The 17,022-nt window shown below is 38.7% G+C and carries 12 protein-coding genes; 10 read left to right on the forward strand and 2 right to left on the reverse strand.

Annotated elements, in window-relative coordinates; translation table 11 throughout:
- Positions 1-8 precede the first annotated feature (8 nt).
- From ACW9JV_RS07365 to ACW9JV_RS07410, 10 genes are read left to right on the forward strand one after another with little or no spacing between them, the layout of a single operon-like run.
- A complete protein-coding gene (locus tag ACW9JV_RS07365; RefSeq protein ID WP_457332837.1) occupies positions 9-7,244 on the forward strand; it encodes an amino acid adenylation domain-containing protein in 7,236 nt (2,411 codons plus the stop codon).
- A 55-nt stretch (positions 7,245-7,299) separates the two neighbouring features.
- Entirely contained in the window at positions 7,300-8,979 is a 1,680-nt protein-coding gene (locus ACW9JV_RS07370) for a cyclic peptide export ABC transporter (protein ID WP_457332839.1), read from the forward strand.
- Positions 8,976-9,176 (forward strand): MbtH family protein, encoded by a 201-nt coding sequence (locus ACW9JV_RS07375; RefSeq protein WP_457332841.1) that lies wholly within the window; start codon positions 8,976-8,978, stop codon positions 9,174-9,176. Before ACW9JV_RS07370 ends, ACW9JV_RS07375 begins: the two co-directional genes overlap by 4 nt.
- A 34-nt stretch (positions 9,177-9,210) precedes the next feature.
- On the forward strand, positions 9,211-9,951 hold the full coding sequence (locus ACW9JV_RS07380) for an SDR family oxidoreductase (RefSeq protein WP_457332843.1): 741 nt from the start codon (positions 9,211-9,213) through the stop codon (positions 9,949-9,951).
- A gap of 19 nt (positions 9,952-9,970) precedes the next feature.
- Positions 9,971-10,225, forward strand: coding sequence for an acyl carrier protein (locus ACW9JV_RS07385; protein ID WP_457332845.1), 255 nt, complete (start codon positions 9,971-9,973; stop codon positions 10,223-10,225).
- Entirely contained in the window at positions 10,218-11,441 is a 1,224-nt protein-coding gene (locus tag ACW9JV_RS07390; RefSeq protein ID WP_457332847.1) for a beta-ketoacyl-[acyl-carrier-protein] synthase family protein, read from the forward strand. Before ACW9JV_RS07385 ends, ACW9JV_RS07390 begins: the two co-directional genes overlap by 8 nt.
- Positions 11,434-12,642, forward strand: coding sequence for a beta-ketoacyl synthase N-terminal-like domain-containing protein (locus tag ACW9JV_RS07395; RefSeq protein WP_457332849.1), 1,209 nt, complete (start codon positions 11,434-11,436; stop codon positions 12,640-12,642). The genes ACW9JV_RS07390 and ACW9JV_RS07395 overlap by 8 nt, the downstream gene beginning before the upstream one ends.
- A 10-nt stretch (positions 12,643-12,652) precedes the next feature.
- On the forward strand, positions 12,653-13,096 hold the full coding sequence (fabZ, locus tag ACW9JV_RS07400) for a 3-hydroxyacyl-ACP dehydratase FabZ (protein ID WP_457332851.1): 444 nt from the start codon (positions 12,653-12,655) through the stop codon (positions 13,094-13,096).
- A 1-nt stretch (position 13,097) separates the two neighbouring features.
- Positions 13,098-14,471 (forward strand): aspartate aminotransferase family protein, encoded by a 1,374-nt coding sequence (locus ACW9JV_RS07405; protein WP_457332853.1) that lies wholly within the window; start codon positions 13,098-13,100, stop codon positions 14,469-14,471.
- Positions 14,472-14,473: 2 nt separating this feature from the next.
- Positions 14,474-15,976, forward strand: coding sequence for an aldehyde dehydrogenase family protein (locus ACW9JV_RS07410; protein WP_457332855.1), 1,503 nt, complete (start codon positions 14,474-14,476; stop codon positions 15,974-15,976).
- Between the two features lie 45 nt (positions 15,977-16,021).
- Here ACW9JV_RS07410 and ACW9JV_RS07415 read toward each other — a convergent pair whose 3' ends face one another.
- Entirely contained in the window at positions 16,022-16,543 is a 522-nt protein-coding gene (locus ACW9JV_RS07415; RefSeq protein ID WP_457332857.1) for a hypothetical protein, read from the reverse strand.
- 3 nt (positions 16,544-16,546) lie between these two features.
- Positions 16,547-16,891 (reverse strand): PadR family transcriptional regulator, encoded by a 345-nt coding sequence (locus tag ACW9JV_RS07420; RefSeq protein WP_457332859.1) that lies wholly within the window; start codon positions 16,889-16,891, stop codon positions 16,547-16,549.
- Positions 16,892-17,022 lie beyond the last annotated feature (131 nt).

Genomic DNA, 17,022 nt, shown 5'->3' on the forward strand with positions numbered 1-17,022 from the left:
GTAAGCAAATGGGGATCGATAAAAAGATAGAAATGCTTGAAAAGCTGAAGAAGCAAAAGGGGCTTAAAGAAACGAAAGGAATTCCACGAAGAGAAAGTGAAAATGATTTCCCCTTATCTTTTGCACAAGAACGACTATGGTTTATAAACGAACTTGCACCAGATAGTGCAGCGTATAATATTCCTCTAGCGATGCGGATCAAAGGACGTTTGGATGTTGAGAAACTAACTGCAGCGTTTAATGGAGTCATCAAAAAACATGAGATATTGAGAGCCAGCTTTCGTAAAGAAAATGGTCGTCCTGTACAAGTGATATTGCCTTATGTACCAGTGGATATACCTGTTGTTCCTATTCGCGCTGAGTCTACTATTGAACAAGAATCGATCCAACAGCAAGTGAATCAGGCAGCTTGTAAGCAGATTCCGTGGAATGGAATGTTGTTTCATATAACGTTATTTAAAGTCACAGATGACGATCACATTTTACTTCTTGTGTTAAACCACATCATTTTCGACGGTTGGAGCACAGGTATATTGATGAAAGAGATTGCAGATATGTATCAACATGGCGTAGAGGTAAACGAAAAGCTTTCAATTCAGTATGCTGACTATGCAAAATGGCAAAAAGATAAATATGAGCAAGGAGATTTTGATAAACACATTCAATTTTTTAAGAAAAAACTTGGTCAGAATATAGATAGCCTACAATTGCCATATGACTTCAAAGTGGCAAAGAAGCAATTATATAAGGGTGATATTGAACGATTCGCCCTTTGTGAAAGTACTGTAGAAAACATAAAGTCTTTAAGTAAAGAGAAGTCTGTTTCTCCATTTGCCATTATGTTGTCTGCATATTACCTGTTTCTGTACAAGTATTCAGGTCAAAAACAGCTTGTGCTAGGCGTTCCAGTTTCTAATCGTGACCATTTGGATGTAGAACCGCTAATCGGTTGCTTTGCAAATACTGTTCCTTTGAAAACCGTGATTCACCCTGAAACTTCTATAGATAAATTTATCGAATTGGTTCATCAAGAAACAATAGCCACGTTAAATTATCAGGACTTTCCTTTCGATAAGTTGGTAGATGAATTAAACATTGAGCGAAATTTATCTGAAAATCCGGTGTTTCAATCAATGTTTGTCTACCAACGAGAACACCATCCAAATTTACAATTGGGAGAGTGTTCACTTGAACCTTATAAAGTGAAAACAGAAACAAGCAAAGTCCATCTTTCCTTATCAATAATGGAGGGAGCCTACTCCATTGAAGGATTTATTGAATATAGTAACTTATTTAAACCTGCCACAGCAAAGAGAATGGTTCAAAACTTTATCCACCTTTTAGAAGAAACTGTACAAGAAACTGATAAACTGGTTTCTCAAGTAAAGGGAATTTCTAAAGAAGAGGAACAGGTTTTGATCTCTCAAGAGGTACAAACGTATGACAAGTCTGCCACTATTCATGAGATTTTTGAGAATAGAGCTAAGGAGTTTCCACACAAAGCAGCCGTCATTGCTAAGGAAGAACGTATTACGTACAGCGAGCTGGACAAGGCTTCTAATCGGCTTTCTAGATATTTATTGAAGCAAGGGGTAAAAACAGAAACAAAAGTAGCTGTCTCGCTAGACAGATCCATTGGCTTTATCATAAGCATCCTTGCCATTCTTAAAGCTGGAGGTACTTATATTCCTTTAGATCCTGAACAGCCTGAGAACAGACGTAAATATATATTAAAAGACTCTGGATGTAAGTACCTTTTAACTGATCACAATTATCTTTTGGAAGATTCCTATACAATAATTCATTATAACGGTGAAAATTGGCGAAATGAAAAAAGTGATGGTTTACATTTATCTGTTTACCCGGATCAGGTTGCTTATATTATTTATACTTCTGGCTCTACCGGGTCCCCTAAAGGAGTCTTAAATACTCATCACAATGTGAAGCGGTTGTTTGAAAGTGCGTCCAAACATATGCGGTTTACAGAAGATGACAAATGGACATTATTTCATTCTACAGCATTTGATTTTTCTGTTTGGGAACTATGGGGAGCCCTTTTTCACGGAGGGGCAGTTTATATTATCTCTACAGAACTTAAACGAAAACCTAATGAGTTTTTCCAGTTCCTCAGCAAAGAGAAGATCACTGTATTAAATCAAACTCCATCTGCTTTTAAAGAAATTTCACGTGTACTAGATGGTTATAAGACTTTAACTCATGATTTAAAGTACATCATATTTGGCGGTGAAGCGTTGCAATTTAGTGATCTACAACCATGGTTTAAGCATTATGGGGATAAAACCAAGCTTATTAACATGTATGGAATTACAGAAACAACGGTTCATGTCACATGTAAAGAAATTAAAGAAGAGGATTTAAAGAATAATGGAAGTCTTATTGGCAGGCCTTTAGACGACTTACAGGTTTATATTCTAGACGAAAATTATCAACCCGTTCCTATCGGTGTTCCAGGAGAAATCTATGTTGAAGGAGCTGGGATCGCACTTGGGTATCATGATCGTTTTTCTTTAACAGCGGAAAAAATGGTTCCCAGCCCATTTTCAGATACAGGTGCTCGTTTGTACAAAACAGGTGATATTGCAAAGTATACAGCTAATCATGATATTGAATATGTAGGGAGAACGGACGATCAGGTGAAAATAAAAGGTCACCGAATTGAACCAGGAGAGCTTCAACAAGTGATTCTCGGTTATAGAAGTATTGAAAATTGTATTGTGTTGGTTCATAAAAATGAGCAAGGGGAAAACGAATTAGCGTCATTCGTTGTTTTCAAGGAGGTACACGGTGATCAACTAAAGGAGATTCAAAAATCCCTCCTTTCTGATGTTCCTCGGTATATGTATCCTGCTCATCTCTATTCGGTAGAAACAATTCCAATGACGTCCAATGGGAAAGTGGACAAAGGTTCCCTTCTGGCTCGTTGTGTAAACAACGATAACAATAGAGGGAAGGGGCCACATACGTTAATTGAAAGGGACTTAGTAGAAGTGTGGAAGAGTGTGCTAAAGAAAGAAGTCATCAACGTTGACGACAATTTCTTTTCACTTGGTGGAGATAGTATCAGAAGTTTAAAAATCATCTCTGAAGCTGAAAAAAAAGGGTATACGTTCACTCTTGAAGACGTATTTGAATATCAGACCATTGAAGAATTAGCAACATTTCTAGAGGAGGGGGGGAAACAAGAAGAAGCTTTTGTTCGGCTGGGATCTTTTGAATTAATTAGTGACGTTGACCGAATGAAAATGGGAGACAATATAGAGGACGCTTACCCATTAGTTAAAGCACAAGAAGGTATGTTTTATCATTTGCAATTATATCCGAAAGAGCCTTTATACCACAACGTAGACAGTGTCCAGCTAAGAGGAGTCTTCGACTATACGGTTTTTAAAGAAGCGGTTCAAATAACCGTCTCTCAAAATGAGATGCTTCGAACGTCTTTTAATTTTAAAAAATTCAGTGTGCCGTTGCAGCTTGTTCATAAATCAGCGGACTTACAGGTTGAATATGAAGATATCAGGCATCTTTCTCACTCTGAGCAAGAGGATGTAATTAGTCAATTTGTGGAGTTTGAAAAGAAAAATACGTTTGATTTATCCAAAGCTGGTTTAATACGTTTTTATGTTCATCAACGAACCGATGATACGTTTCAATTTAGTTTAACGGAGTGTCATTTAATTTTTGATGGATGGAGCTTAACGTCAACGTTAGCAGAGATCTTTAACACGTACTTTGACCTTCTTGAAGGGAAAACGATAGGCCCTCGTAAAGAATTGTCTGTGGACTACAGGGATTTCGTGCATTTAGAGCAAAAGGCTATCCGCAGCCAGGATCACATTGATTTTTGGAAAACATTTTTAAATGACTGCGAAAGCCTCCATATCCCGATTTACGAGACGAAAAAACTTACAAATGAAACATTTAAAATAAATCGAAAAATTGTGGAGCTGAAAAAAGAAGTCTCACAAAACCTAAAGCGTGTTTCTGAAATGCACCAAGTGCCGGTAAAAAGTATTTTGCTAGCTTCACATATGAAAGCTCTCCAAGTAATTAGCGGACAATCAGACGTTGTAACGGGTATGGTAACCAACGGACGCATGGATCAGAGAGATGGGGAAAAAGTTAAAGGGCTCTTTATTAATACCGTCCCGTTTAGGCAGCAAATAAAACAAGGGAGTTGGGTTGATTTATATAAACAAACCTTCACTCTAGAACAATCAATTATGCCATTTAGAAGACTGCCTTTACCTGAAATCCAGCGTCATGTGAATCAAGCCCCGTTATTTGAGACTGCGTTTAATTATGTATATTTTCACTCGATGGAACCACTTTTGAAGTCCAATAAAATGGAGTTTTTGAATTTCAATAAGCAATCGGCCAACGATACCCATTTTAAATTAATGGTGACATTTTCTAACCACCCACCTGATTATGAAATTCGACTGACTCTTGCTTATGACAAGGGCACGTTCACGGAAGATCAAATGGATGTAATAGGAGATATCTATAAAACAATTCTCTCCAAGATGACAGATAATCCTCTAGGTTTAACAAATGAAAGCAGCTTTTTACCAGACAAGCAATACGAGAAGATTGTTCATACGTGGAACAACACCCAGGAAGAATACAAAGATGAGGATTTGTTGTTACATCAACTTATTGAAAAACAAGCCCTAATAGATCCGAAGAAACCTGCTTTGATTTATAACGGTTCAGAATTAACGTATCAGCAACTAATCAGGGAAGCGGATAAAGTATGTGCATATGTTAGTGATCAAACGACCGAAGAACCTTTTATTGGAATTTATATGGATCGTTCTCCAGAGATGATCATCAGTTTAATTGGAGTTTTAAAAGCGGGATATGGTTACCTGCCGTTAGATCCATCTTATCCAAAAAGCCGGATTGAGCATATGGTCGAGGATTCAAATGTGTCAAGCGTTCTGACTACGGCCACAAGAGAAACTGAGCTAGTCGGACTTGTTCAGAATTGCTTGAAGATTGAGGATGTTTTACGTGAAAAACGATATCCAAAAAAGTTAAGAAAGCCTGTAAGTGAACAACCGGCTTATATGATTTATACCTCTGGGTCGACTGGTAAGCCTAAAGGGGTTATTGTCCCTCACTCAGGAGTAGTAAACCGGATCCTTTGGATGGACCAAAATTATGAAGAAATTGAAAACGAAAGAGTTCTTCATAAGACTCCGCTAAGTTTTGACTATTCAGTTTTTGAGATATTTGGAACGCTCTGTACAGGTGCTGCACTTGTTATAGCAGAGGGAGAGAAGCATAAGGATAGTCAGTATCTGGTCGATTTAATTCGAACCAGTGGTTTAACAACCATGTATTTTGTGCCAACGATGTTAGGTGAATTGTTAAAAGTTCCAGAAGCGCGGCACTGTCAGTCCATTAAAAGAGTGATGTGTAGTGGAGAGCCTTTAACAAATCAAGTAAAAGATGCATTCTTTAGCCTTTTTAACGCAGAATTATATAACCAATATGGTCCAACTGAAGCTTCGGTTGAAGTAACGTCTTTTAAATGTGACAAAACAAAAACAGAAGTTCTAATTGGTAAACCAATGGCTAATACAATGATCTACATTTTAAATGACGATCTAGAACCCGTCGGAGTTGGTGTTAAGGGTAATTTGTACATTGGGGGCAAGGGACTTTCTCACTCTTATCATGGTAAACCGTCATTAACAGCTGAGAAATTTTTGCCGAATCCTTTTTCAACGAAAGAGGGGGAGCAGATGTATTATACCGGTGACTTAGCGAAGTTTCACTCTGATGGAAACATTGAATATGTGGGTCGTAACGATAATCAAGTCAAACTCCGCGGATTACGAATTGAGCTAGGAGAAGTCGAAGCTGTAATGAGTGATCTCGATTTCGTTAATGAAGCAGTAGTCATATATATAAAAAATGAAGAATATCCACAAGGTATTCTAGTGAGTTACGTGAGGTTAAAAGAAGAGGTCCTAAGTGAAAAAGAGATCAAATCACTTCTAAAAACAAGATTGCCAAGATTTATGATCCCAGATCGCGTAGTATTTATGGAAGTGTTTCCAGTTAATCCGAATGGAAAGCTTGATCGTAAGGCGTTACCGGAACCACCGTCTCCTCGAGAATTAATACGAGAGTATACTCCCTTAGTACGTCCGGTCGAAAAAGAGTTGGGACGTGCATTTAAGGAGATTCTAAACATCGATCGAGTCGGGATGGACGATGATTTCTTTGAATTAGGTGGGAATTCTCTCTCTGCCGTTTACCTTATGAATCAATTTGAAAATGTAGTAGGACAAGTAGTCCCGTTAGAATTAATCTACGAAAAGCCAACAATTCGCTTACTACTTGAAGAAATACAGGAGCGAAATGAGTGGCTGGGAAGGCTTGAAATATTGCAAAATAATGAAACTTCATTACTTGATAGTGAACCATTCACAGAACAAACTACCTTAGGTCAATCATTGTTTTATATACCTGAACTGGAAAGTGTTTTCTCATCACCTCTTGGCTTAAATGGGATTGATACAGCCTTAACGGTTGGATTGGACTACAAAGTAATTGGTATTCAGCCCCCACCTGTTGACAACCTGATTCATGAAGTGAATTTTAACTCACCATTGACTGTTGAGGTGAAAGAAAGAGTTCAGGGGGTAACAAAGGGTGTGTTTCATAAATGGATAAGAGATATTGTTGATGGAATTTTGGACATTCAAAAAAAAGGTCCCTATCGTTTTGCAGCAGAAGGATCAGGCAGTGTGCTGGCTTTGGGCATTGTAGAATATTTGGAAGCTGGAGGAGAGGAGGTTGAATTTCTTCACCTTATAGATTCACCTGAACTAGATGTGACGAAGGAAAAGGTTATGACTTCATTTTTAATGAAGGAACTTGATTTAGCAAGAATTGGAGTATCTGATGAAGTTCTTAATGAGTTACTAAAACAAACAGATAACGAGGACGAATGGGGAGTAGTATGTGACTTATTAAAGAAACATCACCTTGTTGCAACGGAGACGACTCCGCAACATCTTTATAATCTCTTTACTTTTTACCATATAAACGAAGGCATAAAGGAGAACCTGCAACGTTTGGTGTGTACCAAGCAGGTCAAGTGTAATCTAATCCTTACCTCAGAGTCGGAAACGAGTGTTAAATACTGGAGTCAAGTAACAAAAGGAAAGGTCTCGCAAAATCATTGTTCCGAGGCCATAAACCAGTAATGTCTTTGAGATAAAAATATGTCGGAAACAAATTTGATGGAAGCGAGTGGGGATTATGAAAGTATTTAAATTTTTATTTAGCAATTCAAGAAAAAATATTATTTTAGCCCTGATTGCTGGCGTTATTAGCGGAGCAAGCAGCACGGGAGTTATTGCGTTAATAAACCAGATTTTAAATAGTGAGGGTTCCAATACGTATTCGATGATTTTCCCCTTTTTAGGTCTATGTTTTTTTACCTTCTTGAGCAGTTTGTTATCAGGTTATTTATTAATTAAGCTCGCTCAAGGGTCAATTATTAAATTGAGATTGAATTTAAGTAAGCGTATTTTATCAACACCTCTTAGAAAATTAGAAAAAGAAGGTTCACACAAATTACTTGCAATTTTAACTGATGATGTAATGACCGTCATGAATGCTATATCCTCAAGTCCAATGCTGATTATTAATCTTGTTATCGTAGCTGGTTGTTTAGCATATATGAGCTACTTATCTCTTTCAGTTTTAGGATACGGGCTTGCTTTTATGGCTCTTGCTTTTCTTAGCTATCAAGGCCTGATGAGATTAGCCCATAAGTATTTAGTTGAGGGACGGGAAAGACAAGATGAGCTGTTTAACCATTTCAATGCATTAACAAGAGGAACGAAGGAGCTAAAGACTAACAAGAAAAGACGTCTTGCTTTTTTTAACGATCATCTGACGCCTACCATTAAAGGGGTTTATAACAGCACAGTTAAAGGGATGACAATTTATACTGCAGCAGGAAACTGGGGACAGCTATTGTTTCTCTTCTTTATTGGAATGGTACTTTTTGTGGGGCCGACAATGAACAATGTGAGTTCTGAAATACTGGTTGGTTATACGCTCGCTATTTTGTATATGATCACACCGCTCATAACAATTTTAAACACTCTTCCTCACTTTGGACGTGCAAATGTTTCGCTCAAAAAAATTGAAAGTATTGGACTATCCATGCATGAAGACGCTGTGATGGAAGACGTTCAAGACTCCCAAAATCCAGAATTTAAATCGATAAAGATCGAAAAACTCACCCATGAATATTACCGTGAAAAAGAAGATTTAAACTTCACCTTAACAATTGATGAACTAGAGTTTAAACCTGGAGAAGTTTTATTTTTAGTAGGAGGAAACGGAAGCGGTAAGACCACGATGGCAAAAATGATCACAGGTCTTTATCAACCAGAAAGTGGAACTATTCGAGTTGATGGTAAGGAAGTCAACGATAGCAATATTGATGACTATCGTCAATTGTTTGCCGTTGTGTTTAGTGATTTTTATCTTTTTGATAATCTGCTAGGTATCAACGAAGAGGAGCAAAATAAAGAAGCTCAAGCCTACCTTGAACTTCTTCAACTCAATCATAAAGTTCAAGTGGATAACGGAAAGCTTTCAACGACGGCTTTATCTCAGGGGCAACGAAAAAGACTTGCGTTATTAAATGCATATCTAGAAGACCGTGCGTTTTACGTATTTGATGAGTGGGCAGCCGATCAAGACCCACACTTTAAAGATATTTTCTATTCGAAGCTGCTTCCGGACTTAAAAAAGAGAGGAAAAACAGTTCTTGTAATTTCCCATGATGATAAATATTACCATATGGCCGAGCGAATGATTAAAGTGGATTACGGAAAAATCGTTAGTGATACAGACTTCAATAAATCAAATATAAAAGAAACTATTGAAGAAGAATATCAGGAAAAGGAGGTGAGAATATGAGTGAAAGTACCATGAACTACAAGGTAGTTTTTAATAACGAAGAACAGTTTTCTATCTGGCCGGCTCACAAAAATGTTCCAAAAGGATGGACAGAAGAAGGGACTGTCGGTGAAAAATCGGAGTGTTTGGAGCACATTGAGAGAATATGGACTGATATGAGGCCATTGAGTTTGCGATTAAAGCTCTCCTCAAAGTAAGAACTACCACGAAATAGAGATAGGGGGGGGAAGAGTGTTTAAAGGTCAAAAGATTATGGTGTCAGGTGGCTCGAGAGGAATAGGTAGAGCAACAGTAGAAACCTTAGCAAAAGATGGGGCAGATGTAGCTTTTACGTACCATAGTAACCACCAAGCTGCTGAAGAAGTATATGATGCAACTAAGCATTATAAAGGGGAGGTTAAAGGGTTTCAATCCAATGCAAGGTCTCTGATGGAGACTAAGAACTCTGTGAAAGAAATCAAAGAATTCTTAGGTGGCCTTGACGCAGTGGTTATTAATGCTGGTGTTGTAAAAGATGCTCCCCTTCTTATGATGAATGAAGAAGATTGGAACGACGTTATTACTACAAACTTGGATGGAACATATAATCTGGCTAAGTCCGTAATCTTTGAAATGATGAAACAAAAGCGTGGAAGAATTGTCTGCATTACTTCAGTCAGTGGACTGATAGGAATTCCTGGTCAAACCAACTATGCCTCTGCAAAAGCTGCGCAGATTGGTTTTGTTCGCTCGTTATCAAAAGAAGTTGCTAAATACAATATTTTGATAAATGCCATTGCCCCAGGGTTTATTGAAACGGATATGTGGTATTCCATGGATGCTGAAAAGCGAAAGGAATTAATGAGTGAAATTCCGCTTGGCAGACCAGGGACACTAGAAGAGATTTCAGGAACTATAAAGTTCATGCTCTCTCCTCAATCAGGTTACATGACGGGAAGCGTGGTCGTGATGGACGGCGGAATTAGTTCTTAAAAAATTGGAGGTTAGAACTATGACAAACCTAAAAGAAGAATTAAGAGAAATGATTGCTGAGATTATTGAAGAGGATGATTTTCAAGATTCAGATGACTTTATAGGTAATTTAGGTGTAGATAGCATGATGGCACTTGAAATCATTGCTCAAATAGAGCAGAGCTACAATATAACAGTTAAAGAGGAGTTTATACCGCGTATTAAATCATTAAACGACGTTTATGAATTAGTCGTAGAATTATTGAAAGTAAAAGAGGAAACTACTCATGCCTAAACGCGCAGTTGTGACGGGAGTGGGTGTCGTTTCACCCATTGGTAGCTCAACAGATGAGTTTTGGGCAAATTTGTGTGATGGGAAAAAAGGCAATGAGCAAATTATTGAATCTTTTGACACCGAGGACTTTAGTGTAAATATAGGTGGAGAAGTTAAAGACTTTGATCCGACACTTTACTTTGAAAACCTCGATCCTAATTTATATGGAAGAACTACACAGCTAGCTGTAGCTGCTGCAAAAATGGCTTTAAGAGATTCAAAGGTTAATATGGAGGAGGTGGCTGCTGACACATCGGTTTGTATCGGGACGACAATGGGAAATAATTCGATTTTGGAGAAGCATCATGATTTTACGATGGAAAATAATGAGAAATATGAGAAAGGTTCTTACATTCCCCAATATCCGTTAAATATAATACCGGCTGCCGTTTCTGAAGAAATAGGGAGTGAAGGATCATGTATGGTTATTCCAACAGCGTGCGCCGCAGGAAATTATGCAATTGGATTTGGGAAAGATTTAATAGAAGATGGAAAAGCTAAAGTTGCGGTTGTAGGCGGAGCTGATGCTATGTCACGTGTTATTTATACGACGTTTCACCGCCTCGGAGCATTGTCTGATCAAGCCTCTAGACCGTTCGATAAAAATCGAGACGGTATAAATGTCAGTGAAGGCTCTGGTGTCTTGTTGTTGGAAGAATACGAACATGCTGTAAATCGTGGTGCCACTATTTACGCTGAGGTAAAAGGATACGGCTTAGCGTGTGATGCTTACCACCGTACAGCTCCGCATCCTGAAGGCGAAGGAGCTGTAAATGCGATGGAAAAAGCGCTGGTGGATGCGAATATTTCACGAGGTGACATTTCTTATGTGAATGCGCATGGAACAGGAACGGCAGCCAACGATCATACGGAGTCGATTGCAATAAGACGAGTTTTCGAAGACCAAGCAAATGAGCTTCCAATTAGTTCAATTAAGTCCATGCTTGGTCACACCATGGGTGCAGCAAGTGGGGTTGAGTCTGTCTGTTGTACGCTTGCCATCTACCACTCAGTACGACCTCCAACAATGAACTATAGTGATCCTGATCCAGAGTGTATTCAAAATGTTGTACCAAATAAAAGTCAACCTGCTTCTGTGGGTTATGCAATCAGCAATTCTTTTGCCTTTGGCGGCAACGTATGCAATATCATTCTGGGGAGGTACAGCCATGAATAAAAAAGATCCTGTAGTTGTAACGGGAATTGGAAATATCACACCGTTTGGCGATGATGTCGAACAATTTTGGGATCTAGTGATAGATGAGAAAGGGGCACCAGTCTACGGTGATATTCTTCAGCAAAAGGTTTTAAGGGTTTCAGACAACTGGAACCCTGAGAACCTCTTAGGGAAAAAAGGGCTTAAATTTATGGAGCCAGCGACGAAATACCTCATGGCTGCTACGCGGTTGGCTTTAGAAGATGCGTTGCTATGGGAAAATACTTCGGTAGAAAATGACATGGGAATCGTCGTCGGTTGTAACTTTACTAGTATGAAATCAGCAGTGGAGTATGACTTAACCGTCCTTACAAAAGGTCCAAAGTTTGTTAGTCCTATGCAAGCACCTAATGCACTGGCAAATTCACCAGCAGGACAAATGGGAATTCGTTTTGGAGCAAAGGCAAGTAACACGACAATCTCGACAGGTCAAAGTGCCGGTATCGATGCTCTGGGTTATGCTCTGAATCTTTTAAATAAAGGAAGAGCGGATTATGTGATAGTAGGGGGCGGGGAGCAACTGGACGAGCAAATTATTTGGTTTTATGAACAATCTGGCCTTTTACCTCCGGCGTACTCGTCTATACAAGGGGTCCCTTTTTCAAAAGGTTCTCCAGGGATCTTAGCAAGTGAAGGTGCTGGTGTTGTCGTTTTAGAAAAACAGTCGACTGCAGAAAATAGAGGGGCAACGACATATGGAGAAATTAAAGGTTGGGAAAGTGGATTTTCTTTAAACCGAAAAAAAGATCATAGGTTTAATGTTTTTAAAAATACTATTAAACGAGGGCTTTCGTATGAAGAAGTGTTGCCAGAGGATATCGATCTAATAGTATCAGGAGCGAATGGCTGTGCTGAACTTGACGGAGTGGAAGAAGATGTCTTACTGGACTTGTTTAATGACGAGGGTATTGCTTTATTTCCGGTGAAAAAAATGATTGGTGAATCATTTGGGGCAAGTGGTCTATTTCAACTTATTACGGCGTTAGGAACATTAAGAAAACAACGTGTTCCTTTAGGTGTTAAAGAAATGCAGTTTCAAGAGTCTTCTGTTTCTCAAAGGCAGGAAGGAGCATTTTCTAAATCCAGGAAAATAGAGCAAGTTTTACTTACTTCCCAAAACTATTCTGGTGAGATCAGTACATTAATGGTTAAAAGCATGTAAGGGGGGAGCCATGAACTTAAATTATAACCAAGTGAAAGAACTGCTTCCACAGAAATATCCATTTATCTTTATTGATAAAGTGATTGATTTTGAGCATGAGAAATCTGTTACATGCATAAAGAATCTAACCGGAAATGAGTCCTTATTTCAAGGACACTTTCCTGAAGAAGCTGTTTTCCCAGGTGTTCTCATAACGGAGGCGATGGCTCAATCAGCGATATTACTGAGTAAAATGAGCTCCAAAGACAAAGATGGACAGAAATATATGTTAGCAGGGGTAAAGAGTAGATTTTTACAACCTGCCTATCCCGGAGATCAAATTAGGATTGAAACTGATTTGGTTAGAAAAACTGGAAACGGTGGTATCGTAAATTCCTCTGCTTGGGTAAATGATGTGAAGATTGCAACGGCGAGCTTAACATTTTCGATTTCAGTTCAATTTAAGGAGAGATAATATGACGTTTGCAAACATTAAAACGGAGCTGCCTGGACCTAACTCCAATAAAATTTTAGAGAAGAAGGAAGGAGTTGCGCGAGCTTTTGGCAATCTTGTCCCATCTATAGTGGATTATGCTAAGGGTGCTAGAATTTGGGATGTTGATGGTAATTCTTTTCTTGATTTAGCTGGAGGAGTAGGATCCTTAAATGTAGGACATAGTCACCCAAAAGTTGTTGAGGCAATTAGAAAGGAAGCTTTAAGGTTTACTCATACCGATTTTACAGTGTTTCCATATGAGTCATATATTAACTTGGCGGATCGATTAAGCAAAGTTGTTCCAGGAGAAGAAAACAATAAAGTTGCCTTTTTCAACTCAGGAACAGAAGCTGTTGAAAATGCGATTAAAATCGCTCGTAAAGCTACCGGTAAAAGGGGTGTCATTTGTTTTGATGGTTGCTTTCATGGAAGAACCATGCTTTCTTTGTCTCTTACTAGTAAAGTGAAACCTTACAAAGAAAGCATGGGTCCTTTTTTTAATGACATTTACCGGGTTCCTTATCCTAACGTGTATCGCTGGCCGGGTACCAGTGATCCACAAGAAGTATTAAAACAATCTCTTGAGTCACTTAAAAACTTGTTCTTGACACAAGTTTCACCAAATGAAGTTGCTGCGCTGGTCATTGAACCGATTCAAGGAGAGTCTGGATTTATTACACCACCCTATGATTATTTAAGGGAAGTGCAGAAAATCTGCAATAAAAATGGAATCGTGTTTATTGTGGATGAAGTTCAAACCGGCTTTGGTCGAACTGGAGAGTTCCTTGCTTCTGATTATTTTTGTATAGAACCTGATATCGTTACCTTAGGCAAATCAATTGCAGCAGGATTACCGCTTTCAGCTGTCATTGGTAAAGCTAGTATTATGGATAGTGCAGGGGACGGGGCTGTTGGTGGAACGTTTGTTGGAAACCCAATTGCTTGTGAGGCAGGTTTAGCTGTGCTGGATATTTATGAAGAGGAACAGTTAGGGGAACGCGCAAAAGCGATAGGGAATCAGATTAGGGGAAAAGTTGACAATCTTCGCAAGAAATCCATCCCTGTTGAAAATGGAGAATTCAGGGGAGTCGGTGCGATGCTGGCCTTTGAGCTTGTTCGTAATCAAGAAACTTTGGAACCAGCAGAAAAAGAAACTTTAGAAATTGTCCAAAAATGTATGCAAAAAGGCGTTATCCTTTTTAAAGCTGGTCTTTACAATAATGTCCTACGATTTTTGGTTCCACTTGTTATTTCAGAAGAAGAACTGGCTGAAGCGCTTGATATTATTGAGGAAAGTGTTATAGAAGTTATAAACAAATATCACTCAAATCAATTAGTTGGATCTAGGGGGTAATAATGGTATATCATTGCAAAAATTTTGTAAGAGATCAATGGATTGAAGGTAGTGGAAATCAGATAATTGAAAATCGAAATCCGGCGAATTTACAAGTTGTATCAACACTAACTACTTCCACTGCAGCTGATGTGGCAACAGTGGTTGAACACGCTGATCAGGCTTTTCACTTATGGAGAAATATACCATCTCCTAAAAGAGGCGAAATTTTATTTCAAATAGGAGAAATCTTAAAAGATAGAAAAAGCGCGTTAGCTAACCTAATTACAAAAGAAATCGGTAAAACAACCGTTGAAGCGGAAGGTGAAGTGCAAGAAGCGATTGATATGGCTTATTACATGGGTGGGGAAGGCAGACGAATGTTTGGGCATACTATCCCCTCGGAATTGCCAAACAAATGGACCATGTCAGTTCGTGAACCAGTGGGTGTGATTGGTGCAATTAGTGCATTTAACTTTCCGGTTGCCGTCCCTTCGTGGAAGATCCTCCCTTCTTTAATTCTCGGTAATACAGTTGTGTGGAAGCCTTCTCCTGAAGCCTCTGCAATCGCTGCTGAGTTTGTTCGATGCTTTGAAGACAGTGGACTGCCACCTGGGGTTTTTAATCTCGTCTTAGGTGATGGAAAAGTGGGAGAAGCGCTTGTAGAAGATGCTAAAGTGAAACATCTGTCTTTTACAGGTTCTACTGATTCCGGACGGCGAGTTTATGAGCATGCAGCCAGGAATTTAAAGCGAGTTTCATTAGAGCTTGGTGGTAAAAATGCCATCATTGTCTTTAGGGATGCCAACCTTGAATTAGCTGCAGAGGGAGTGATTTGGGCAGCCTTTGGTACAAGCGGTCAGCGATGTACATCCGCAAGTCGGGTTATTGTAGAAGAGGCGATCTATGACGACTTTGTTGAAAGATTATTAAATAAAGCAGCCGAGCTGAAGGTAGGAGAGGGAAGCCTTGAAGGAATTGATGTTGGCCCATTAATTAACGAAAAAGCTGTAGAACGGATGGAATCCTATATGGATTGGGCAAGAGAACACGGTTTGGATATTCTCTACGGGGGAGAGAGGTACGAAAACAAAGTAGGTCATTTTTTCCAACCTACAATTGTAGGTCCAGTAACTCCCGATAGTAAATTTGCCAATGATGAAATATTTGGTCCAGTTCTTTCAGTAATCAAGGCACAAGATGCAGCACATGCAATACAGATCAATAATTCAGGAAGATATGGATTGTCTACAGCCTTGTTCACTAAGGATGTAAACAGGGCATTTAAAGGGATAAAAGATCTTGATACAGGTATTGTGTATGTCAATCACGGAACCTCTGGCGCTGAGATCCAGTTACCATTTGGAGGGACAAAAGACACGGGAAATGGATTAAGAGAAGCGGGGCAAGCGGCACTAGATACTTTTAGCGAATGGAAAAGTATTTACATTGATTACAGCGATACTCTACAACGAGCTCAAATTGATACAGAAGGTGTATATAGCAACATGATGAAACGTAATTAAAACACACATGCAAAGGGGAGGAAAGCTTATAAGCTCTTCCTCCTTTTAACATAGACGGTAACGCTTTCCTAATAGGTACATGGTCATGGCACTTAACGCTAATGCAATGCAGACGTTAATGGCTGAGACAAGAATATTCCACCAGAGGAAGTCTGAGATGACAAATAGATGAAAAGATGCTCCATAACCTGGTGCAAGAACCGGTGTGAAAATTAAGACGGTTGAGAATTGCAGCCCCAAATAGAAGATGCTTGCCAAAACCAAAAAAAACAAAGGTCCTTTTAATGAAAAATATCGTTTTGATTGGTGCTTGGCTTCTTTAATATTCATTTTAGTGACTTCTTGTTCTTCCTGTGTGACAGCTGTATCCATAAAGTGTAGAGCAAAATGTTCAGGTGTTCCAAGAGTTTCTTTAAAATCCTCATTATTCAGTCGTGCTTCATGAAGATGTTCAACTAACTGTTCTTTAGCATCTTCCCGGTAAGAGGGTTTCACTCCACTTGATTTGAGTATGTCCATAATCTCATTAACATATCGGCTTTCGTAAGGCAGTAATTCTTCTTTCATCTTTTAATTATCCTCCTTAAGATCCTTTGCATGGTGAGTCATTAGGGAGTCAATGTCGTGTTGAATAGCGTACCATTCTTGCATTTCATTCTTTAAAAAAGCAATTCCTGTTTCGTTTATCTCATAATAAATACGAGGTCTTTCATCTTCAGCGAACTCTTTTTTTACATTGACAAGTTTTTTTTCTTTAATCCTCGTAAGGATGGGGTATATGCTACCTACTCCTTTCAATTTAATGTTGAATTTCTCAAGCTCTTTCATAATTTCATAACCGTAACTGCGTTCCTTATAAAGAATACTGAGTACACATATTTCTAGACTGCCTTTGATTGCTGTCATTCTGTCCATAGCTACATAGTATCACCATTATATATTTTAGTCAAATATATATATATTTGAAAAATATAATTGTATTAAATACTCCCGCCGTGTAAAATGTTTGTATGTAAAGTAAAATTTTTACACGAATTAAAATATTT

The organism is Salibacterium sp. K-3, from assembly GCF_054052005.1.